This is a genomic window from Limnospira sp. (assembly GCF_051859755.1).
Classification (GTDB): domain Bacteria; phylum Cyanobacteriota; class Cyanobacteriia; order Cyanobacteriales; family Microcoleaceae; genus Limnospira; species Limnospira fusiformis.
Genome location: NZ_JBIMLI010000027.1, coordinates 14,805 through 35,974, shown reverse-complemented (window position 1 = coordinate 35,974; position 21,170 = coordinate 14,805). Strand labels below are relative to the sequence as shown.

Here is a 21,170-nt window from a genome sequence, read left to right as displayed (position 1 = left end):
TTAAATTCCCTGAATGTTTAATCATCATCATCATCATCAAACTCGATCCGGGTGGTATGACCTGGGTCGGATTCCGTGATATCATTGGCTGCTAAATCTTCTAAATCGGGGATATCTAATTGCTTGTTGAGTTGAATATCATTAACAAGTTTTAAGCGAATTAAAAGCCGGGGTCCGGTATGTCCTAAACGGACTACCATACCATCTACAATTCGCCTCTTGTTAACCATCTGATTATTAACATAAGTGCCATTAGCACCAAAATTGACTAATTCCCATCCAGAGGTTTTATTCCACAATTCCAGATGATGTCTTGAAACCACGGCACTACCAATAGTAACATCATTATCTTTCGAGCGACCAATACGCAAGATCGGTTTATCCTAAAAAGTCCAACGATGCAAAGGAATAGGTCGGCTAGAATGAAGCAGGATGAGAGTAATCACACCAAAATTTAATAGGCAAAAATATACAACAAACTGGTGAAGGATAGATAACCCACCTATAAGTTATAGTGTGATTAGCAGAGCAGATTTTGAGCCTTTTCTGCTAAGTTTTTCACTGGTCATCATAGGTGTAATCAATGACTACAGACAGCTTTAATATCAAATAAGTAAGTTTCCCAAAATCAAGACTAAGCCTTATATATGGTCATGGGAGGCATTTGGATCACCTACTTATTAATCTGATTCATCTATTGTGGCTGGCTTGAATCCTTAGAGCCAACTTTTTCGCTATCATCTTCGCGATCATCTTGATCAGCCACCCTTTCCAATGATTTAGATAACTTTTGGGCTTCTTGTTTTAAGCCTTCCAGGTCGCTGAGAGTCCTTTCCAAATCCTCCTGTAAAAATTCCGCCGCCTGACGAATTTTTTGATCTAAGCCTTCTGTATACTGGGGCGGATTTTCAACCATTGATTCTGACACAATTACTCGCTTACTACCCGCACTGGTCATGGCTGATGCTGGCATAATATAGACTCCCTGTAAAATGCCTCGCAAACCACCATCAGTTTTGAACAAATAATTAGTCACTGTACCCGTATCATTTTTAATTAGATAGTCAACCAGAACCCCCACTTTTTTACCAGCATTAGTCCACACTTCATGATTAATGCTAGAATCAGCATTTTCTGGCAATATAAAATTGCCCTCATCTGAGGATTTATTCACCAGAACAGCATCGACCCCAATAGTCTCAATTTGTTGCCAACTAAATGCCCGTTTTTTGCCTCCCACTGGTAACATTCCTGACTTGGTAGTGAAGCCTATCACTTGGTTGGAGTTCAGATCTGCTGCTCTTTCTTCGATGTGGCCTAATTGTTCGACACTTTGGCGATCGAGGACTAGGCGACCGATTCGGTCACTACGTTTGATGATTCCTTTCTTAGCGTTCATAGCCAATTTTTCCTTTTACAGTTACAGCCATTATTAATTGTAACATAATTGTTGACAAAGCACAGCCAATGTGTTAAAAATCATCCCGGTTTCCAGTGAGTTTTGAGTGGCTGGCAATTGACGGGTCAGGTCTTAGGACAACTGAAAAATAAACGACACCAGATCCCCTTTACCTAAAGCGATGCGATCGCCTGGTCGCAACCGATGACGGTTTCCTTTTGGCAGAGGAATATTGTTAATATATGTTCCGTTAGAACTACCCACATCCTCAATATAATAGGCATCGCCTTCTAGGCGAATATTAGCATGGGTTCGCGAAACGATTTCCGCATTAGTAAACCCAGAAACATCTATATCCGGGGGAACTAGATCATTAGGTTTACCAATATGAATCACGGGTAAGTTTTGGGGGATTTCTAGCGGAGTTGTACTTTGAACATGAATCAATTTAGCAGTTTGTTGCTGAAGTTGGGTGGCGTGAGTTCCCGCGCTCACCACTGCTGCTGGGGGGGGTGAGGATGGTAGGGGTATGGCTGTGGTGGGGACTGTTGTTGACTGAGTTGGGGGTTGTACTGGGTCTGGGTCTGGGTCTGGGTCTGGGTCTGGGTCTGGCTGAGGTGGCGGGAAAGATGGACTAGGACTAGCAACGGGTGAGGGACCTGATTTTTGTAAATTCACAGCCGAATTAGAACCAGATGCTACTGTGGGGACCTCTTCATCTGGTAAGGGGTCAGGAAGTACCAAATCTGGTAGCGGCGGAACTACTGTCGGAATTAAATCAGGGTTCTGGTTTTCTTCACCGCCTGGGGTCGGTAGCAAATTATAACCACACTGACCGCAGAAAGAAGCATCGGCTTGGACTGTTGCGCCACAATTGGGACAACTGGTGGTCGTGGGAAGGGGAGTATAACAAGATTCGCACTGAGTTGCGCCCTCTGGGTTCTGATGATTACAGTTTGGACAGACAATCATAGAGTTCTCCTTACGCTATCGAAAGCGATCGCACCATAGCTAACAATTAGATCCTAACCTAGCATCAGTCTCTAAAATCTCAGCTTTTCTGGATTTCTTCTCCCGCCGCCGCATCAAGTAGCCACCAAAGTTCACCCTGGGGTTGAATGAAGCGACTGGGGTAGGCGTTTGCATCCCCTGTGGGTGCAAAAACTTCAGCCAAAGCCGATCGCTTACTAGCCCCGGCTACCAGGAAGACGACACAATCAGCTTGATTGATTAGGGGAATGGTGAAGGTGATGCGAGGTTCACCGTCTTTATTGCCAACTGTTACTAGGCGATCGCACACTTGTAGTGCATCTGTAAAAGGAAACAGAGAGGCTGTATGGGCATCATCCCCCATTCCCAACAATATCATATCAAATCTGGGAAATTCTCCGGGAGCCACCCCAAAAAATTCTCGAATTTGGCGATCGTGCTTTTCTGCGTCTACTTGGGGATTGCCACTACCTGTGGGCATAGGATGAATGTTAGACTCTGGGAAGTTTACCCGATCTAACCAAGCACTGCGAGCCATTTTTTGGTTACTATCTGGGTGGTCTGGGGGTACATAGCGTTCATCTCCCCAGAAAATATGGATCTGGTCTAGGGGTAGATCTTGTTTGGCTAAGGCCTCATAAACGGGTTTGGGAGTCCCTCCCCCAGCTAAGGCTATGGTAAACCGATTTCGGCTTTGAATCGCCGCCTCCATTTTGCTGAGGATGATTTCTGGCGATCGTCTGACTATTTCCTCGCGGGTAGCTAAAACTTCGATTTTTTTGTCCATCATGTCCTCAAAATCAGCTTTCACCACATCATAAAGCCTTTTTCTGGCAAATCGTCAATTAGTTACCGAGTCTACCCTCACCGGGACAGTATAGCCTCCGAAAAATCACGGATTCAAGATCACAAGTCCTAGGTGTTTCATATCACAATCATATCTGATCAATTTCACCTGAACAAGGGCATAGTATCACTGAAATAAGAGATGTTTCCCACAATAATGAACATACAGGGCATAGTTTTTAGAGTTCATACCGATTTCAACCCAACTCTAACCCTCTAGTCCTCCCGCCCCTGATCTGTAAAGACTGAGGGCGATTTGATCAGAATTAAGCAGATGGATACTCAAATTGGTTACAAAAAACTAAAGTCTAATCCATTCACCACTTACCGTGACCCCATAAGTGGCAAATGGATCGTGATCAAGTCTGAGGAAAAAAAAACTCAAGCACAAGCGGCTTGAAGTGGCCAGAAACCTCAGAGTTAAACAATGGTCATGACAGTTGAAAGGTCGCCAAACACCTAGGTTGACATCTCAGTTATTATGCCAGTCTTTCTGGTTTTGGGTGACTACTACAGATCTAAATTTGATGGTTTTGGGAACTGTCACAGTTCAAATACTGTCACATACACTATCCCAAAGTTAATCAGACACTGGGTATATTACAGTTATCGAGTTCACACAAAAAACGATGACATCTACCATTTTTTCCCCTACTACCTCCGATGTTGAATCCAATTCTTGGCTATATCTAATTGCCGATGAGGTTGATCACTTTACTGGAGATGATTGGCTGGCCTTGTGTCCAGATATTGACGAAGGCGAACTTTATCGCGACTGGTTTATCTGGTATGATGCCGATGTTAATGGCAGTTGGGAAGCCTACGACCACTTAACAGGTGAACAAATTATTTCTCCTGATTTGGAGTGGATTAAGTCCCAAATTGATGCTATTGAAAATCGCCGACAACTGTCATATATTCATATAGCATAAACTTCTCTATTGGTGAAGAAAATTTTGATAAAACCCTATCAATTCTTGGGGATATTACCCCAGATTACTAAAATTATCCAACTGATTCAACCCTCGGCTACTTCCTTCGGTCCCCCTAATTCAGGGGGATTTTTAATTGTCCCTAGTCCCTAGTCCCCTGTCCATAGTCCCTGGTCTGTTAACTCAACAGGTGCATATATTTGCTATGCTGACCTGATAGGATTTGGGAGGTGTAGGGATGACGCGTTTAAATGGGAAGTCCAACTTATCTAAGAAGTCCCCCTATTTAGAATTAAACAATCAGGGACAAATTATCACCTTTGAATTGACCCAAAATCAGCATATTTTGGGGCGCGATCGCAGCCGCGCTGATTTAGTAGTTCCCGAAACCTGGCTGGTGATTTCCTCCGGTCATCTAATGCTACGCCAAATCGGAGACACCTACCATATTTTTGACGGAGACGGACAGCAACCCAGCACTAATGGTCTGTTTGTCAACCATACTAGAATTACAGTTAAGGAAGGCTATCGACTACATAGTGGGGTGGAAATTACCATCGGTCAGAATCCCAAAAATCAGATTAGGTTGCGCTACTTTGACCCTAATAATCCCAGCACCTCCCCCTATTCAGCCATTCCGGCTATCTCTTTAAAAGAGCGATCGGTGATGTTAGGTAGAGACTCCACCGCGACAGTACAGTTAGATTCCCCTATTGTATCACGATGTCATGGGATTATTGAACCATTAGACACGGGTCATTATATTTTAAATGATTATAGTGCTAACGGCATATTTGTTAATGGTAAAAGAATCGAGAAAGCTACGCGATTGCTAGATGGCGATACCATCAGAATCGGTCCGTTTACCCTGATGCGTCAGGGGGATAATTTAGAAATCATGGATTTAGGCGATCGCATTAGATTAGATGCTCAAAGATTGCTGCGATTAGTTCGCGATCGACGAGGGAAATCGAAGGTATTATTAAGTGATTTAACCTTCGCCATTGAACCCGGACAATTTGTAGCATTAGTGGGGGGGAGTGGTGCAGGAAAATCTACCCTAATGCGAACGTTATTGGGTCTGAGTCCGACTACTAAGGGTTCCGTTTATTTGAATGGTGACGAATTACAACAAAACTTTAATCTCTATCGTCATCAAATAGGTTATGTTCCCCAGGATGATATTATTCATCGCCACTTAACGGTAGGAGAAGTTCTCACCTATGCGGCTAAATTACGCTTACCCCCAGACGCAGATATTGAAGCCACAGTTACTAAAACTCTCTATGAAATAGAAATGCTCGATCGCCGTGATGTCATGGTGTCGCAACTTAGCGGCGGACAACGAAAACGGGTTAGTATCGGGGTGGAATTGTTAGCGGATCCTAAGTTATTTTTTCTTGATGAACCGACATCAGGACTTGATCCGGGGTTGGATAAAAAGATGATGGAATTGTTGCGTCGTTTGGCTAACCAAGGACGGACAGTGATTTTAGTTACCCACGCCACCGCCAATATGATGATGTGCGATCGAGTCGTGTTTTTAGGAAGGGGAGGAAGGTTATGTTATTTTGGACCCCCAGGGGAAGCCTTCGAGTTTTTTGATTTAGATACGGGAGATTTTGCCGATATTTATAATTTGTTGGAAGAGGGAGAAGCGATCGCTCAAGATTGGTCTTTACGGTTTCGCAAATCTCCCCAATTTCAGAATTATGTAGTTAATCATCTAACTGGGGGAGAAACACCCGAAAAACAGCGGCAACCTGCCACGCAAAAACTCGCCAATATTCCCCAACAATTATCAATTTTAACTCAACGCTATTGGCGGCTTATTAAGCGAGATCCGTTTAATTTATTACTGAATTTGCTAACCGCGCCTGTGGGAATTTTATTGATTAGGTTAGCTATAGGCGATCGAGACCCCTTTCTGGGAGATGCTGACATCAGTTTAGCATCTTTAGCGCGACAAGTGTTATTTGTTTTTACCTGTGCCTCTATCTGGGTGGGTTTATCTAGTTCTCTGCAAGAATTAGTGAAAGAAACCGCTATTTATACCCGCGAAAGGTTAGTAAATTTACGGATTGTTTCTTATTTAGGATCCAAATTCATTGTCTTATCAGGATTGGCCCTTTTACAAACCCTGTTCATGGTAGGGATAATTGCCATCTGCTTTCAATCTCCATCAACCCCTTTATTCCCATGGATTTTAGGGGTAAGTATTACCACCTTTTTGACCCTCATATCAGCCATGGGTTTAGGTGTGTTAGTATCCGCTTATGTGCAAAATAGCGCCCAGGCTAATAGTGCATTACCCCTGCTATTATTACCACAAATTATTTTTTCTGGGGTATTATTTCAAATGTCAGGAATTAGCCGAGTAGTTTCTTGGTTAATGGTCAGTCGCTGGTCTATGGGTGCTTATGGTTCCCTGGTCGATATAAATTCCCTAATTCCCCCACCCGTAACCCTCCCTGATGGCACAATTATTCCCCAACCCTTTGAGTTATCATCAGTTTATGAACCCACCTGGGAAAATTTATTATTAAATTGGGGTATATTGGGGTTACATTTATTTATTTATTGGGGATTAACTGCGATTATTCAGAAGCAAAAAGACATCATTTAGACTACTTACTATTTTACCATATACCCCGGCTAGGCTGCCAATCTTGGAGGATGGCTATAGTATGGCTACAGTAATCTCTCTGTCAAAATTGACCATGAGCCGGGATTTGTGTTATATTAGATTAGACCTATTTACCTATTTACCTATTTAAAAATTTAATGGTGTCCCAGTTTATTCATAGTCTAAAGTTGCGAAACTTGCTCTCCTACGGGAGTGATACAGAACCGCTTAAATTAGAGTCTTTAAATGTATTAATCGGTCGTAACGCTTCCGGTAAATCTAATTTAATCGAAGCCTTGGGGATTTTAAAAGCCACTCCTACAGATTTAACTACTCCCATTCGTCAAGGAGGAGGAATTAGTGATTTCCTGTGGAAAGGAACCCAAAAAATTCCTATAGCCGAAATTGACGCAACTATTGCACCCCTAGAAGGTTCAATGAATCTGCGCTACAGAATCAGTTTTACCGAAACTGGTCAGAGGTTAGAAATCATTGATGAAGCAATCGAAAATGAACAGCCTTATCCAGGAGAAAATGAACCATATTTTTTTTATCGTTATCAAGGGGGTCGTCCAGTTATCAATGAGGCTACCGAAGTTGATGGATACAAAAAAAGAGCCTTACGTCGAGAAACTCTGAGTCCCGAACAATCAGTTTTATCCCAAAGAAAAGATCCAGATATGTATCCTCAGTTAAGTTATCTGGCTGCTCAATTTGCACAGATTAATCTATATCGTAACTGGCAAATTGGCAGATATTCTGAACCCAGATTGGCTCAACAAACTGATTTACCTTCCCACCCAATATTAGAAGATATTAGTAACCTGGGATTGGTGTTAAATAACTTACAATATCAATTGGGAAGTCGGGAAATTATCGAGAATTTACAAAAATTTTACGAAGAAGCCGAGGAACTGATCATCAAAATTTATGGTGGTACAGTCCAGATATTTATTCGCGAAAAAGATTTAATTCAGCCGATCCCAGCTACTCGTCTTTCTGATGGTACACTGCGTTATTTATTTTTAATGGCTTTACTACTTGATCCGACACCAGGACCGATTTTATGTATAGAAGAACCCGAAATAGGTTTACATCCTGATATACTCCCAATGATTGCTGAAATGCTAATATCCGCCTCAGAAAGAACTCAACTGATTGTTACAACCCATTCTGATGCTTTAATATCAGCACTTCCGCCGGAGTCAGTATTAGTATGCGATCGCCATGAAAGTGGAAGTTTTATTCGTCGATTGGAAGCCGATAAACTCAAAAAATGGCTGGAAAACTACACTCTGGGAGACTTATGGAGAATGGGTGAAATTGGGGGAAATCGATGGTAAAGGAAATTCGCATTTATATTGAAGATGGGGGAAATAGTAAAAATACTAAAGCTCGACTTAGAAGTAGTTTTAATCAGTGCTTTAGAGACTTGGTAAAAAAGGTTCGTGTTCGCCGGATCAAATGGAATATAATTATCTGTGGCTCGCGGAATAATGCCTATGAATGTTTTACCAAGGCTTTAGTAGATCATCCGAATTGTTGCAATATTTTATTAGTTGACTCAGAAGCACCTGTCACCAATAACAACCCATGGCAACATTTAAGAAATCGAGATCACTGGAATGATGCCCAAGTTAGCGATCGCTACTGTCATCTTATGGTACAAGCAATGGATGCTTGGTTTATTGCTGATATTGATGCCTTAATTAAGTTCTACGGAAACGGATTTAGAAAAAACTTAATCCCTGAAAATTCTAATGTGGAAATCATAGCCAAGGACAGATTACAAACTATTCTCAATGAAGCAACTCGTCATACCCAAAAAGGCAAATATCAGAAAATTGCTCATGGTTGCCAGCTTTGAGAAATCATAGACATTAACAAAGTTCGTGCTGCTTCTAGTTATGGCGATCGCTTTTTCAGAACTATGGAAGAAATTATCGCAGAATAGAGTTAGAATATGAATAATTATTCCCAGTGTATTATCAAACTTGAAGATAACTTGTAAACGCCATGTCTCTGACTCAACAAATTCTGTCGCAAATTCCGGGAAACCCTCTCACCGGACTACAAAACGCCGATCGCCTTTGGGAAGCTATCAAAAACCATAGCCTACCCATACCAGAAACCGTCACAGAAACCGATCAACCCCTTAACCAAATTGATTATGATGTCATAGTTTGTGGGGGAACATTAGGAATTATTATCGGTGCGACCTTAGCCAAAAAAGGATGGCGCGTCGCCGTCTGTGAACGCGGACAATTGAGGGGACGAGAACAAGAATGGAATATTTCCCGCCATGAACTTCAGGTATTTGAGCAATTAAATTTACTCTCTCCAGAAGAATTAGAAAAAGCGATCGCCACTGAATATAACCCCGCTAGAATTAGCTTTCCTGACATTCCCGATATCTGGGTTAGAGATGTTCTTAATATTGGTGTTGACCCAGTTTATTTGCTAGAAACCATCAAAACCCGGTTTTTAGAAGCTGGCGGTCAACTCTTAGAAAATACCCCCTACCAAGCCGCCACCATTCACCCCAATGGAGTTACCGTAGAAACCGGAGTCAATCAAACTTTAACCAGCCGACTATTACTAGATGCAATGGGTCACTTTTCCCCCATTATCAAACAAGCCAGACAGGGAAAAACTCCTGATGCTGTTTGTTTAGTGGTCGGGACTTGCGCCACCGGATATCCTAGCAATGAAACCGGAGATATATTCGCTTCTTTTACTCCTGTGCAAAATCAATGTCAGTATTTTTGGGAGGCTTTCCCAGCCCGAGACGGACGCACTACCTATATGTTTAGTTATCTTGATGCACACCCAGCTAGACCCAGTTTAACAGACTTTTTTGAGGATTATTTAACCCTACTTCCTCAATATCAAAATGTGGAATTATCCCAGTTAAATTTTAAACGAGCCTTATTTGGTTTTTTCCCCTGTTATCGCCAGAGTCCCCTAGCAACTCCCTGGAATTCTATTATCCCCATTGGTGATAGTAGCGGTAGCCAGTCCCCTTTAAGTTTTGGTGGTTTTGGCGCAATGGTACGCCATCTGAATCGCTTAACTAACGGTATTGATGAAGCATTGAAAGCTAATATTTTGGATAGTAAATCTCTGGCTTTGTTACAACCCTATCAACCCAGTTTGTCGGTGACTTGGTTATTTCAAAAATCTATGAGTGTCCCGATGGATAAAACCATTAATAGTCATAGTATTAATCAACTTCTCGCCGCCGTATTTCAGGATATGGAACGTTTGGGGGAACCAGTGCTTAAACCTTTTTTACAAGATGTTATTCAATTTCCCGCCTTAGCTAAAACTTTATTTACTACCGGAATTCTACACCCTGCTATTGTCTTAAAAGTGATTCCCCAGGTGGGGTTAGGAAATTTAGTTGATTGGACTATTCACTATTTGAATTTAGCCAGCTATAGTCTACTGTACCCTCTCGGAAAGTCTCTGAACCCTCTCACTCAAAAATTATCTGCTCAACAACAGTATTATATTCATCGCTGGGTTGATGCTTGGTGCTATGGTTCTGGGGGAGATTATCATAATTAATCTCCCATAAATAAAACCTCCTTTCCTGGTCTAATTTAGACTGAGGAAAGAAGGTATAAAAACCCTTGACAATCAGTGCCAAATCTAACTTTTAAAGTCCACCGACGTTAGCCAGTCCCAGAATTACACCAGCACCCAGGATATGACCTAAGCAAGCACTTCCAACTACAGCACCAGCACTCATACCAGCAATGGGGGTGGGTGCGCCTACGTTTTGTTGTTTAATGGTGAATTTACCAATAGCGATCGCCAAAACATTACAAACAATCATCACAATGGCAACATTGGGACTCCAGGGTAAAGTGCTAGGAGCCGCTGCAATTAAAGTTGAGTAAATCAATGGACTTCTCCTAATCTAAGGTTTAAACTTCAGCAGAATTGACAAATTTTACTATCTTTAAGTCCAAGTTTTTATCACAAAATTTTCGCAACTGCCTCAAAATGTAGCAATCCTTAATATTTCCACATATTTGTTAAAACTTGCTCCAAAAACTTAAACTTCTGTCAGTCAACTAGGCTTTTGGGCCTGAATAACTTGTAAACTCCCCCCAGCATAGAGACGAAAAGCAGTCCGGTCCGCCATGGGTGAGGAAAGATCCACTTGAAACCCCATAGAAGCCAGTAAGCCTTTTAAGTCGGTATCAATTAACTCCCAAGCGGTTTCCGTTTCAAACAACCATAGAAACATCGCCACACCCGGCCAAAATATGGGATTAGTCGGTTTATGGAAATCCACCAGAGTAAATATACCCCCTGGCTTGAGTACCCGGTAAACCTCCCTTAAAATTTGTTGTAACTGGTCGGGGGCCATCTCATGGAGGGCGGCGCTAGTATGGACTAAATCAAAACTACAGTCCTCAAAAGGCATATTTTCGGCAAAGGCTTCCACATACTCAGCAGTGGGGACATTAGCCCTGGCCCTAGAAAGCGATCGCCTTGATGCGTCCAAACCCGTGACTTGTTGCGAGTATTGTGCGATAATCTGGGTAGCCTGTCCGCTGCCACAACACAAATCTAACACCCGCGTTTCTGGGGTGATAGACAAACCCTCTAGGGCGAGGCGGCGAAACCGACTTTCACCACCTACAGCCAAAGCAGCCACGGCGGAAATCCCATCATACAGCCACTGATAGCGATAGCTTAACGGTCTCAGAAATGTTGCCATCAATCAAAAATCCTTAACTTCTGCTATAGACTTTGATCCTATTGATATATTATTTTGTTAAAATGGGTAACAATAATTAGAGTCTGGGAACCTGTTAAGCGCCATGGGAAGAGTTGGAGTCTTACTATTGAATCTAGGCGGACCTGAACAATTAGAGGATGTCCGCCCCTTTCTGTACAATCTATTTTCCGATCCAGAAATTATCCGGCTGCCATTTACTTGGCTGCAAAAACCTCTAGCCTGGATGATTGCCACCATGCGCCACACAAAATCCCAGGAAAATTATAAAGAAATTGGGGGTGGGTCTCCACTGCGAAGGATTACCGAAGAACAGGCGGTCGCCCTGGAAGAAAAACTTGGGGAAAAAGGTAATAATGCTCAGGTATATGTGGGAATGCGCTACTGGCATCCCTTTACCGAGGAAGCATTGGCTAAAATTAAGCGCGATCGCATTGACGAATTAGTGATTCTCCCCCTATATCCGCAATTTTCCATTAGCACCAGTGGTTCTAGTTTTAGGCTGCTTGAGAGGATTTGGGAAGATGACCCGGAACTACAAAAAATTGATTATACCGTGGTTCCCTCCTGGTATCAGCGATCGGGATATTTACAAGCTATGGCGCAACTAATCGCCCAGGAACTTGATCACTGTCCTAACCCTGATCAAGTCCATATTTTCTTCAGCGCCCACGGAGTCCCCCTTAAATATGTTGAGGAAGCCGGAGACCCCTATCAGGCTGAGATTGAAAGGTGTACTGAGTTGATTATGAAAACTCTTAACCGCCCTAACCCCCACACCCTGGCCTATCAAAGCCGCGTTGGTCCGGTGGAATGGCTAAAACCTTACACCGAAGAGGCTATCCCTGAATTAGCACAGCAAGGGGTCGAGGATTTATTGGTTGTACCGATTAGTTTTGTATCCGAACATATCGAAACTCTCCAAGAAATTGATATGGAGTATCGGGAATTAGCCGAAGAGTCCGGGATTAAGAATTTTTACCGGGTTCCGGCTTTGAACACTCATCCGGTTTTTATTAATGATTTGGCTGATATGGTGGTTGAGGCTTTAGAAAGTCCTAGTGTTCATTTCTCGGAAGTGGTGCGCCCCAGCAAACGGGTCAAAATGTATCCCCAGGAACGTTGGGAATGGGGTATGACTACAGCAGCGGAAGTCTGGAATGGTCGCTTGGCTATGATTGGAATTGTCGCTGTGATTGTCGAATTGATTACTGGTCAGGGACCTTTGCACTTTATCGGTTTGCTTTAGCAAAGTTGGGAAGGCTTATCCCCCTGATTCAAAAGGCGGATAAGCGTCCCCTAGTCCGAAATTACTTGGTGGTGACCATCATGTTGGTTTTTACTCAAAAATTAGCACCGGATCTCGATCGCATACCGGACTGGACGATCGCCCTAACAGCGGAACAACGCACTAAGACTAGACAACATATTGATATCCCCGGCGCCGATCGCATGACTTTATGTTTGGATCGTGGTGTGAATATCTCCGAGGGCGATCGCCTAATTTCCGAAACCGGGGATAAAGTTGTAGCTATTGTCGCTCAACCAGAACCCGTCATCACAGTTACAGCCCAGACTAATTTAGATCTCATTCGCGCCGCCTATCATTTGGGCAATCGTCATGTTCCCCTAGAAATTACCAGCCAGTATTTGCGCCTGGAACCTGATGGAGTTTTAGCAGATTTACTGATTAAGTTAGGATGCCATGTCACCCAGGAAATCGCCCCATTTTACCCCGACAGGGGAGCCTACCATGGGCATGATCATTAATTGGATAAGAGAAGGGAGGGAAGAGACAGGCTTTGATTTTACCATTATTACAACTATCTAGTCCGGCGTTGCCTTTAGGTGCTTATAGCTATTCTGATGGATTAGAAACTCTGGTCGAAACTGGATCTATCGCCAACGCCGAAGACCTGAATCACTGGTTAATTCAAGACCTCAATTATGGCGCGATTCGTCTGGAAGCCGCCCTAATGATGAGAGCTTTTCAGAGTTTTATCAATCAAGATTTAGCCAGTATATGTTATTGGAATAGTTGGTTAAGTGCCAGTAAAGAAACATCAGAATTGCGTCTGCAAAGCTGGCAGATGGGTAACTCTCTTTTGGCACTAATGGGGGAAATCTACCAGGCAAATAATGGCGATCATGATTATTTTCAATACATAAAATCAGCCATTGATCAGCCTTGTAATTATGCGATCGCCTTTGGAATTACCGCCGCCCATAGCCAGATAGACCCCCAAACAGCCCTACTGGGATATCTGCATAGTTGGGCTACCCATATCATCGGTGCCGGAGTCAAACTCATTCCATTAGGTCAAACCATCGGACAAAAACTGCTCTGGCAACTTTCCCCAACTCTCACCGAAATTAGCCAGCAAATACTGATGTTAAACGATGATGATTTAGTTAGCTGTAGTTGGGGATTAGGATTAGCAAGCATGGCTCACGAAATCCAGTATACCCGTCTGTTTCGCAGTTGATATATAATGCTACCAGTAATTGGAAACAGATGACCATTTTCAAGCCAGGAACCCCTAGATTGACCCAACCCCATAGCGATCGCCATATTGCCAACATTCCCCACATCTCAATTGTTATCCCCGTCCTCAATGAAGCGCAAACCCTCCCCCATACCCTCAAGCAATTGCAGGGTATCAAAGGCATTGAAGTAATTGTAGTTGATGGTGGCAGTCAAGATGAAACCGTTACCATCGCCCAATCTTTCAGCGTCCAAGTCATCACCACAGCAGCCGGGAAAGCCCGACAAATGAACGCAGGAGCCGCGCGCGCCACCGGAGATACTATCCTCTTCTTGCACGGTGACACCCAGCTTCCCGACGCTTTTAACCATTGGATAGAGCAAATTCTCCGTCAACCTGAGATTATCGCGGGAGCCTTTGAACTGGAAATCGCCGCCCCCATGTTACCACTGCGTTGGGTGGAATTCGGGGTAAAAATGCGATCGCATTATTGTCAACTCCCCTACGGCGACCAAGCCTTATTTATGAAAACCCAAACCTTTAGGGATATTGGCGGTTTTCCCGATTTACCAATTATGGAAGACTTTGCACTGGTGCGGCAACTACAGAAACGGGGCAAAATTGCGATCGCCCCAGTCCCAGTCATCACCTCAGCCAGGCGCTGGGAAAAACTAGGTATCCTGCAAACCACCCTAATTAACCAAATCGTCATTATCGGTTACCTTCTCCGTATTCCCAGCCCCACCCTCTCCCAGTGGTATCGGGCCAGAAAACGTAAAAATTTATGAACTTTTAGGATTATATGTGAACTTTTTTAACGCTAACTCCAATTTTTGTCGATAGTTTGCACAGGGCTGCTTAAAATATGAGCTTAACACCTGAACTCAAGATTTTAAGCGAACAGGAGAAAAATCAGTATGCCTCAAGCAACGGATCAAGGGTTGATTCAAGCCTACAACGGCGATCCCTTTGTAGGTCATCTATCCACCCCCATTAGTGATTCCGCCTTCACCCGCACCTTTATCGGCAACCTTCCCGCCTACCGTCCCGGTCTGTCTCCTCTTCTGCGAGGCTTAGAAATCGGTATGGCTCACGGTTACTTTATCGGTGGTCCCTGGGTTAAATTTGGAACCCAACGCGGCACTGAGTTCGCCAACCTCAATGGCCTGATTTGTGGCTTGGCTATGTTACTGATTGCCACAGCCTGTTTAGCCGCTTACGGTTTGGTAACTTTCCAAGGGGATAAATCCGAAGAAGGTGATTCCCTGCAAAGCGCCGCCGGTTGGAGCCAATTCGCTGGTGGATTTTTCATCGGCGGTATGGGAAGTGCATTTTTGGCATTTTTCTTGTTAGAAAACTTTGCTGTTGTTGACGCAATCTTTAGAGGTTTTGTCAATAATTAATCAGCACGATTCTGACTGAATTTTCACACAAATATCAGTCTGTCGGTTTTTTTGTAAAAAATTAACCTGAACTTTTGAAATTAGGAGACCTATAGCATGACTGGTGATTACGCTGCTTCCTTCCTGCCTTGGATTTTGATTCCTGTTGTTTGCTGGTTGATGCCTGCAGTTTTGATGGGTTTGCTGTTCATCCATATTGAAAGCGACGCCTAATATCAACCCTATTACCTAAACCGCTTAATCCTCCGCCTTTTGGTGGGGGATTTTTGGTGACTGATAGCCGGAATACTTAACTATATAATTATCAGAACTTTGACGATTTCAGGAAGTCCATGATAGCCTGACGGCGACAACTGTTGAATTATCCAAGAATTATCATGACTCCATCAGAATTAGGACTGGAAGCCTTGATGTCATCACAGCCAGGTCTGAATATCAGTCTGGAAGGCTTAAATAATACCATCCAATTTGGCACTGTAGCTAATGATACAATTGATGGCAGTGTTGGCGGTGGCAATAATCAGATCTACGGATTAGACGGAAATGATGTCTTATTAGCAGGCAATAATGATATTCTGTATGGTGGGTTAGGTTCTGATATCCTAGACGCATCAACTGGCAGCAATAACCAATTATTTGGTGGTCAAGGAGACGATGTATTAATTGGTGGCATTCGTAGCCAACTATTTGGAGACTTGGGGGATGATCAATTATTTGCTGGAATTGATGGCGACACTCTTACAGGTGGCCCAGGTTCTGACCAGTTTTGGATTTTAAATAACGGCAATTTCCCCATTAATCCCAGTGTAATTACTGATTTTGAACCCGGAGTTGATGTCATTGGTTTAGATGATCCTACTCTCAGTTTTGAACGGCTGACACTCACTGAAGTTAACCCTGATATAGTCATTAGTTTAGATGGCGTACCCCTGACCATAGTATTAGGAAAAACAGCGGCTGAGTTAACAGCAGATAACTTTGTATTTGCTTCGTCCCCTCTCAGCGAGGACTTGATTACCTATCCCTTATTCTGGCAAGGAATTTTCGGCTATACCGCCATCGGAGAATTTAGTTATGATAGGCGTTTTGAGGGAACCATAGTTACCCGTGATCAACTCAGTGACCTACAAATAACCTTCTTTGACCCTGATGGGAACCCCATACAAAGTTTTGACTACGATTTTCCGCTTCCTCCCACCAGTGAATTGAATTTCAACTTTGACACTACCACCACTACCATTTTGCAAACTGGCAACTTTAACGAACCTGATGGATTGGATTTGGGGGTAGAATTTAACCTGGAAACAGGTATAGACTTCATCACCTTTTTACAACCGCCAGACTTTCCCGAAGCAGTTATCTTTTTAGAAGAAGTAGTGGTTCCCGGTTCTGATGCTGATTTGATTGGACTTGATGAGGGAGGTATGTTAACTGTTATTGGTCTCGAAGTTGTCCAAGGTGTTTTGGCGGCAGCATCCCAACAGTTCGTGTTACCAGATTCTGAATTGAGAATCATGGAGGCTCAACCAGTATTATGGCCTGATGGTTGTTTGGGATTACCGGAAGATGGTGCTTTTTGTACTTTAGCGATTGTCCCTGGGTGGAAGGTGAAAGTAACGGACGGCGCAAATGAATTGGTTTATCGTACCAATGAATCAGGTTCGTTGGTCAAATTGGATATGTCGGCTAGTTGAATTTAACTCGATCCTAACTTCTGCTATTTTGGTTTTATCCTGAATGGCTGTCCTGGTGGCTGCAATAGACTAACAGTTGACCACCAGGGAGAAGTTACCATGAGAGGTTCAAACCGTGATAGAATTCGCTACGATCGCACCGAAATCGAAGGAAAAAATATCCATATTCACGTGGATCTTAACTCTGACCCTCGTTATCGATACGACTACGATTATGAGTCTCAAGGGTTGGGATCGGTTGGGTTTTTGTTTTTGTTACTGACAGCGTTAGTTATTTTTGTCGGTAGTTATGGCGGTCCAGATACTTACGCCGTCCCCGATTTTGACCTATCGCCAATTTTGCCTCAGTCTACTTCTAAATAGTGGGAAAAGTTGCACTAATCTGATTACCGGCTTCCCCGGCTGTAAATTTGCTATAAATCCCCCCAGATTCAAGATATGATTACCAGAGATACCCAACGGTTAAACATGATGTCGGCACCGCAGGATTTACCCCTACAGCCTACCGAGGATGGTTCTTTTACATTTTTTTCCCCAGAATTTGGGGAGGCTTTCCATAGTCGTTTTGGCGCGAAGGGAGAGGCAAAAAGTAAATTTGTCGAACCCCTGAATTTAGCGGCTAAAGCTACAGCACCCAGTCTGAAAATCTTGGATATTTGCTATGGTTTGGGATATAATACGGCAGCGGCTTTAGCTGCTATTTGGGAAGTTAACCCTCATTGTCAAGTTGAAATCATCGGATTAGAATTAGATCAGGGAGTCCCCCAAAGGGCGATCGCCCAAGGTTTATTAAATGATTATCCGCTTCCTATTCCCGAATATCTCAAGACTCTGGGGACTCAATTACAGGTAACATCCCATAACCTCCAAGCCACACTGCTAATTGGTGATGCTAGACAGACGTTAAAACAGGTCTATGATTCCGGTTTTCAGGCTGATGCTATTTGTCTTGACCCCTTTTCTCCCCCCACCTGTCCGGGACTGTGGACGGTGGAATTTTTGGCTATGGTGGCTCAATGTCTAAAACCTGACGGACGTTTAGCCACTTATTCCTGTGCGGCGGCGGTGCGAACTGCTTTAATGATGGCAGGATTAGCGATCGCTTCTAGTACCCCCTTTGGTCGCCGCGCCCCAGGAACGATCGCCAGTTGGGACGGGGTAGGTTTACCACCTCTAAGCGAAAAGGAACTGGAACAGCTTAACACCCGCGCGGCTATCCCCTATCGTGACCCGAATTTGGGCGATCGCCACCAGTCAATTATAGACCGCCGCCAAACGGAACAAGCCACCTCACCCCTAGAACCTAGTAGCCACTGGAAAAAACGCTGGATTTCAGCTACTATAGACAACCAGTAATTTTGAGTCCGGGGCAAATTTAAAGACCCTATAAGTATTAAAACCGATGGTAGCAGTAGCAATTCTAGCAGCAGGACGAGGAACCCGCATGAAATCTGACCTTCCCAAGGTCTTACATCAATTGGGAGGGCGATCGCTTGTCGAATGGGTTTTAGAAAGCGCCCGAGACTTACAACCCTTACGAAAGTTGGTGATTGTCGGTTATGGCGGCGATCAAGTCCAGGCTTCTCTGATGGCGAAATATGCGGACGCAGGCTTAGAATTTGTCGAACAGAAACAACAGTTAGGTACTGGTCACGCTATCCAACAGGTTTTACCCTATTTACAGGATTTTACTGGGGATTTACTGGTTCTTAACGGGGATGTGCCACTACTGAGACCCCACACCCTGCAACAGTTGATGACGATTCATAAACAACAGGGAAATGCTGCTACTATTTTAACGGCGAATTTGCCGAATCCCACCGGATACGGTCGAGTTTTTTGTGATAGTAAAAACCTGGTTAAAGAAATTGTCGAACATCGTGATTGTACGGAAGCGCAAAAGCAAAATCATCGCATAAATGCCGGAGTTTATTGTTTTAATTGGCAGGCTTTAGCTAAAATTCTGCCCCATTTAAAAGCAGACAACGACCAACAGGAATATTATTTAACTGATACGGTTCATGACCTAGACCCGGTAATGGCGGTTGATGTGGAAGATTTCCGGGAAATTATGGGTATCAATAATCGTCGCCATTTAGCCGCCGCCCATGAGGTATTTCAAGAATGGATTAAGGAAGAATGGATGGATGCGGGTGTAACTTTGATAGACCCTGATAGTATTACTATTGATGATACGGTGCAATTGGAACCAGATGTCATTATTGAACCACAAACTCACCTGCGAGGAAAAACTCTGATTAGGTCGGGAAGTCGTATCGGACCGGGAAGTTTAATTGAGAATAGCGAAATCGGGGAAAATGTGACGGTTTTATATTCGGTGATTTCTGATAGCACGATCGCCTCTAATACCCGTATCGGTCCATATACCCATTTACGAGGTCATGCTAACATAGCTGAGGGGTGCAGAATTGGCAACTTTGTGGAGTTGAAAAATGCGGAAGTCGGACCAAAAACTAATATTGCCCATTTATCCTATATTGGGGATGCGACCCTAGGGGAAAAAGTTAATATTGGCGCGGGAACTATTACGGCTAATTATGATGGATTTAAGAAACATCACACCACTATAGGCGATCGCACTAAAACCGGCTCTAACAGCGTCATAGTTGCCCCTGTAACCCTCGGAAATGATGTGACAGTAGCAGCAGGGTCTGTGATTACTAATGACGTGCCAGACGACTCCTTAGCGATCGCCAGAGAAAGGCAAATCGTCAAACATAATTGGCGATCGAACCAGCCACAGGATTAAATAGGATAGCTTACGCTATTCACAGATTAAATGGGTTATTTTTGGTTATGGGTTATGGGTTATTCTTATTGTAAATAACCCGTAATTAATAACTAATCAACCATAAACAATATGGTTTAGCGATAATTTCGCGACAACTTCTTATCAGATTTTTGCCAGGCTACTTGACCACAAAAATTACGTCAGTGAGAGCCGTAAATGTCTGTGGCTTGCCTTTATATTTGAAAGAAATTTTCAGATCAGAAAGATTTTTATCGGCAAAGTTATCCAGGTAGCTATTAATCACAGGTTGCAGCAAATCCAGGTTACGCTTCAATTTCCAACTTCCACTGAAATCATTGGTATCTACCAGCACAAGAAATAGCCTATTTTCAGAGCCAAAGCGCATCTCACCCTGATTTTCATATAACCATCTCGCTAGGTGCTTAGGATGCTCTTGTGCGTGTAGGAGAATGTTCATTGTTTGAGCTTTTAGAGTATCAATTACTTGCTTATATTCTTGAGTATTCTTGTCATTCATTTTTTCAAAAATTTCATAGTAAATGTCACTTGGTTTGCCCTTTTTATCAAACTCAATCTTTAACTCTTTGGCTTTTTGCTTGAGATAAGTCAGTTCTACAGGGAGCCCAAGGTCTTTTCTTTGAGCTTTTATATACTCTGCTGGCAGATACGTTACTTTTAAATCAAAGGGAGTATTTCTAATAAAGAAATCAAGATGTTTGATTTGACCCACTGTGGGTAAAACTTCTGGGTGGGATTTAAAAATGTGTTCAATGAGGATACTCGACCAATGATTGTACCAACTATTCAGAACATATCCTTGCACGGCGACACTGATCTCGGTGGCAAATTTGGAAACCAGTATTTCATAAGATTGCAGAACTTTTACATAACGACTGACCAAATATTTATCCAAAGAATTTTGGTAATCTCCACCCCACTCAAAGGACTTTAGTTTGTATAGCTCTGAAACCAGCTTGGTTGTATCTAGGCTGTGCAAAGCAATCTTGTTCTTTTTTTTCATGTAGGCATTTAACATGATATGTGATTTGGATTGTTCTTTGACTAGCAAAGCGTACAATTCTATAAATTTTTGATTTAAAGAAGTTTGATTTAAGGAAATCTGGTTTTCTGCCACAAATTCATCAATCAGGGGCTTTCTCATAATTGACTTGAGTTTAAGCCAAAGAAGCGCTGCCTCATCCGAGTTAAATTCCTCCCAATTTTCCCTTTCATATAAAGTCTGCCAAGAGTGAAAATCTTGCATTAAA

Annotated in this window: 22 protein-coding genes; 15 read left to right on the top strand and 7 right to left on the bottom strand. The window is 43.1% G+C overall.

What is annotated here, in order from left to right; genetic code table 11:
• Positions 1 to 17: 17 nt before the first annotated feature.
• The 4 genes from ACTIE0_RS07210 to pgl form a co-directional block, all read right to left on the bottom strand.
• Entirely contained in the window at positions 18 to 371 is a 354-nt protein-coding gene (locus ACTIE0_RS07210) for an FHA domain-containing protein (protein ID WP_235720159.1), read from the bottom strand.
• 323 nt (positions 372 to 694) lie between these two features.
• Entirely contained in the window at positions 695 to 1,399 is a 705-nt protein-coding gene (locus tag ACTIE0_RS07205) for a PRC-barrel domain-containing protein (protein WP_006668459.1), read from the bottom strand.
• 132 nt (positions 1,400 to 1,531) lie between these two features.
• Complete coding sequence (locus ACTIE0_RS07200) at positions 1,532 to 2,371, bottom strand: double zinc ribbon and FHA domain-containing protein (protein WP_006623806.1); 840 nt, start codon at positions 2,369 to 2,371, stop codon at positions 1,532 to 1,534.
• Between the two features lie 79 nt (positions 2,372 to 2,450).
• A complete protein-coding gene (gene pgl, locus ACTIE0_RS07195; RefSeq protein WP_006668458.1) occupies positions 2,451 to 3,176 on the bottom strand; it encodes a 6-phosphogluconolactonase in 726 nt (241 codons plus the stop codon).
• A 688-nt stretch (positions 3,177 to 3,864) separates the two neighbouring features.
• Between pgl and ACTIE0_RS07190 the strand changes: the two genes are divergently transcribed.
• From ACTIE0_RS07190 to ACTIE0_RS07170, 5 genes are all read left to right on the top strand, one after another.
• Positions 3,865 to 4,167: a hypothetical protein gene (locus ACTIE0_RS07190; protein ID WP_006623809.1), complete on the top strand. Its 303-nt coding sequence runs from the start codon at positions 3,865 to 3,867 to the stop codon at positions 4,165 to 4,167.
• A gap of 238 nt (positions 4,168 to 4,405) precedes the next feature.
• Positions 4,406 to 6,793, top strand: a complete 2,388-nt coding sequence (locus tag ACTIE0_RS07185; protein WP_006668457.1) for an ATP-binding cassette domain-containing protein — start codon at positions 4,406 to 4,408, stop codon at positions 6,791 to 6,793.
• Positions 6,794 to 6,981: 188 nt separating this feature from the next.
• Positions 6,982 to 8,136, top strand: coding sequence for an AAA family ATPase (locus ACTIE0_RS07180; protein ID WP_235720158.1), 1,155 nt, complete (start codon positions 6,982 to 6,984; stop codon positions 8,134 to 8,136).
• Entirely contained in the window at positions 8,130 to 8,660 is a 531-nt protein-coding gene (locus tag ACTIE0_RS07175) for a DUF4276 family protein (protein ID WP_006668455.1), read from the top strand. The genes ACTIE0_RS07180 and ACTIE0_RS07175 overlap by 7 nt, the downstream gene beginning before the upstream one ends.
• A 149-nt stretch (positions 8,661 to 8,809) precedes the next feature.
• Complete coding sequence (locus tag ACTIE0_RS07170) at positions 8,810 to 10,363, top strand: FAD-dependent oxidoreductase (RefSeq protein ID WP_006623815.1); 1,554 nt, start codon at positions 8,810 to 8,812, stop codon at positions 10,361 to 10,363.
• 91 nt (positions 10,364 to 10,454) lie between these two features.
• Here the strand turns inward: ACTIE0_RS07170 and psaK are convergent, their stop codons facing one another.
• Positions 10,455 to 10,703 carry a photosystem I reaction center subunit PsaK gene (psaK, locus tag ACTIE0_RS07165; protein WP_006623816.1) on the bottom strand — a complete coding sequence of 83 codons (249 nt, stop codon included), beginning with the start codon at positions 10,701 to 10,703 and terminating at the stop codon, positions 10,455 to 10,457.
• A gap of 168 nt (positions 10,704 to 10,871) precedes the next feature.
• Positions 10,872 to 11,528 (bottom strand): class I SAM-dependent methyltransferase, encoded by a 657-nt coding sequence (locus tag ACTIE0_RS07160; protein ID WP_006668454.1) that lies wholly within the window; start codon positions 11,526 to 11,528, stop codon positions 10,872 to 10,874.
• A gap of 103 nt (positions 11,529 to 11,631) precedes the next feature.
• On the opposite strand from ACTIE0_RS07160, the gene hemH reads away from it, so the two are divergent.
• From hemH to glmU, 10 genes are all read left to right on the top strand, one after another.
• Positions 11,632 to 12,795: a ferrochelatase gene (hemH, locus tag ACTIE0_RS07155; RefSeq protein WP_006668453.1), complete on the top strand. Its 1,164-nt coding sequence runs from the start codon at positions 11,632 to 11,634 to the stop codon at positions 12,793 to 12,795.
• An 80-nt stretch (positions 12,796 to 12,875) separates the two neighbouring features.
• Complete coding sequence (ureE, locus tag ACTIE0_RS07150; RefSeq protein WP_006668452.1) at positions 12,876 to 13,316, top strand: urease accessory protein UreE; 441 nt, start codon at positions 12,876 to 12,878, stop codon at positions 13,314 to 13,316.
• A 32-nt stretch (positions 13,317 to 13,348) separates the two neighbouring features.
• The gene (locus tag ACTIE0_RS07145; protein ID WP_006668451.1) at positions 13,349 to 14,032 is read left to right on the top strand and encodes an urease accessory protein UreF; all 684 of its coding nucleotides are present in this window, start codon (positions 13,349 to 13,351) and stop codon (positions 14,030 to 14,032) included.
• 29 nt (positions 14,033 to 14,061) lie between these two features.
• Positions 14,062 to 14,820: a TIGR04283 family arsenosugar biosynthesis glycosyltransferase gene (locus ACTIE0_RS07140; protein WP_006623821.1), complete on the top strand. Its 759-nt coding sequence runs from the start codon at positions 14,062 to 14,064 to the stop codon at positions 14,818 to 14,820.
• 129 nt (positions 14,821 to 14,949) lie between these two features.
• Complete coding sequence (locus ACTIE0_RS07135) at positions 14,950 to 15,435, top strand: photosystem I reaction center protein subunit XI (RefSeq protein WP_006623822.1); 486 nt, start codon at positions 14,950 to 14,952, stop codon at positions 15,433 to 15,435.
• A 96-nt stretch (positions 15,436 to 15,531) separates the two neighbouring features.
• Positions 15,532 to 15,648, top strand: a complete 117-nt coding sequence (locus ACTIE0_RS07130; RefSeq protein ID WP_006618478.1) for a photosystem I reaction center subunit VIII — start codon at positions 15,532 to 15,534, stop codon at positions 15,646 to 15,648.
• Between the two features lie 164 nt (positions 15,649 to 15,812).
• Positions 15,813 to 17,129 carry a calcium-binding protein gene (locus ACTIE0_RS07125; protein ID WP_006623823.1) on the top strand — a complete coding sequence of 439 codons (1,317 nt, stop codon included), beginning with the start codon at positions 15,813 to 15,815 and terminating at the stop codon, positions 17,127 to 17,129.
• 99 nt (positions 17,130 to 17,228) lie between these two features.
• On the top strand, positions 17,229 to 17,492 hold the full coding sequence (locus ACTIE0_RS07120; RefSeq protein ID WP_006668450.1) for a hypothetical protein: 264 nt from the start codon (positions 17,229 to 17,231) through the stop codon (positions 17,490 to 17,492).
• A gap of 75 nt (positions 17,493 to 17,567) precedes the next feature.
• On the top strand, positions 17,568 to 18,485 hold the full coding sequence (locus ACTIE0_RS07115) for a tRNA (5-methylaminomethyl-2-thiouridine)(34)-methyltransferase MnmD (protein ID WP_006668449.1): 918 nt from the start codon (positions 17,568 to 17,570) through the stop codon (positions 18,483 to 18,485).
• A gap of 46 nt (positions 18,486 to 18,531) precedes the next feature.
• Positions 18,532 to 19,899 (top strand): bifunctional UDP-N-acetylglucosamine diphosphorylase/glucosamine-1-phosphate N-acetyltransferase GlmU, encoded by a 1,368-nt coding sequence (gene glmU, locus ACTIE0_RS07110; RefSeq protein WP_315639555.1) that lies wholly within the window; start codon positions 18,532 to 18,534, stop codon positions 19,897 to 19,899.
• A gap of 160 nt (positions 19,900 to 20,059) precedes the next feature.
• Here glmU and ACTIE0_RS07105 read toward each other — a convergent pair whose 3' ends face one another.
• Positions 20,060 to 21,166, bottom strand: a complete 1,107-nt coding sequence (locus ACTIE0_RS07105) for a hypothetical protein (protein ID WP_006623827.1) — start codon at positions 21,164 to 21,166, stop codon at positions 20,060 to 20,062.
• Positions 21,167 to 21,170 lie beyond the last annotated feature (4 nt).

What these genes read in the sequence shown, in the direction of transcription:
- ACTIE0_RS07205 (WP_006668459.1), bottom strand. Translation starts at nt 1,399, where the DNA reads ATGAACGCTAAGAAAGGAATCATCAAACGTAGTGACCGAATCGGTCGC.
- ACTIE0_RS07200 (WP_006623806.1), bottom strand. Translation starts at nt 2,371, where the DNA reads ATGATTGTCTGTCCAAACTGTAATCATCAGAACCCAGAGGGCGCAACT.
- pgl (WP_006668458.1), bottom strand. Translation starts at nt 3,176, where the DNA reads ATGGACAAAAAAATCGAAGTTTTAGCTACCCGCGAGGAAATAGTCAGA.
- ACTIE0_RS07190 (WP_006623809.1), top strand. Translation starts at nt 3,865, where the DNA reads ATGACATCTACCATTTTTTCCCCTACTACCTCCGATGTTGAATCCAAT.
- ACTIE0_RS07185 (WP_006668457.1), top strand. Translation starts at nt 4,406, where the DNA reads ATGACGCGTTTAAATGGGAAGTCCAACTTATCTAAGAAGTCCCCCTAT.
- ACTIE0_RS07175 (WP_006668455.1), top strand. Translation starts at nt 8,130, where the DNA reads ATGGTAAAGGAAATTCGCATTTATATTGAAGATGGGGGAAATAGTAAA.
- ACTIE0_RS07170 (WP_006623815.1), top strand. Translation starts at nt 8,810, where the DNA reads ATGTCTCTGACTCAACAAATTCTGTCGCAAATTCCGGGAAACCCTCTC.
- ACTIE0_RS07160 (WP_006668454.1), bottom strand. Translation starts at nt 11,528, where the DNA reads ATGGCAACATTTCTGAGACCGTTAAGCTATCGCTATCAGTGGCTGTAT.
- hemH (WP_006668453.1), top strand. Translation starts at nt 11,632, where the DNA reads ATGGGAAGAGTTGGAGTCTTACTATTGAATCTAGGCGGACCTGAACAA.
- ureE (WP_006668452.1), top strand. Translation starts at nt 12,876, where the DNA reads ATGTTGGTTTTTACTCAAAAATTAGCACCGGATCTCGATCGCATACCG.
- ACTIE0_RS07140 (WP_006623821.1), top strand. Translation starts at nt 14,062, where the DNA reads ATGACCATTTTCAAGCCAGGAACCCCTAGATTGACCCAACCCCATAGC.
- ACTIE0_RS07135 (WP_006623822.1), top strand. Translation starts at nt 14,950, where the DNA reads ATGCCTCAAGCAACGGATCAAGGGTTGATTCAAGCCTACAACGGCGAT.
- ACTIE0_RS07130 (WP_006618478.1), top strand. Translation starts at nt 15,532, where the DNA reads ATGACTGGTGATTACGCTGCTTCCTTCCTGCCTTGGATTTTGATTCCT.
- ACTIE0_RS07125 (WP_006623823.1), top strand. Translation starts at nt 15,813, where the DNA reads ATGACTCCATCAGAATTAGGACTGGAAGCCTTGATGTCATCACAGCCA.
- ACTIE0_RS07120 (WP_006668450.1), top strand. Translation starts at nt 17,229, where the DNA reads ATGAGAGGTTCAAACCGTGATAGAATTCGCTACGATCGCACCGAAATC.
- ACTIE0_RS07115 (WP_006668449.1), top strand. Translation starts at nt 17,568, where the DNA reads ATGATTACCAGAGATACCCAACGGTTAAACATGATGTCGGCACCGCAG.
- glmU (WP_315639555.1), top strand. Translation starts at nt 18,532, where the DNA reads ATGGTAGCAGTAGCAATTCTAGCAGCAGGACGAGGAACCCGCATGAAA.
- ACTIE0_RS07105 (WP_006623827.1), bottom strand. Translation starts at nt 21,166, where the DNA reads ATGCAAGATTTTCACTCTTGGCAGACTTTATATGAAAGGGAAAATTGG.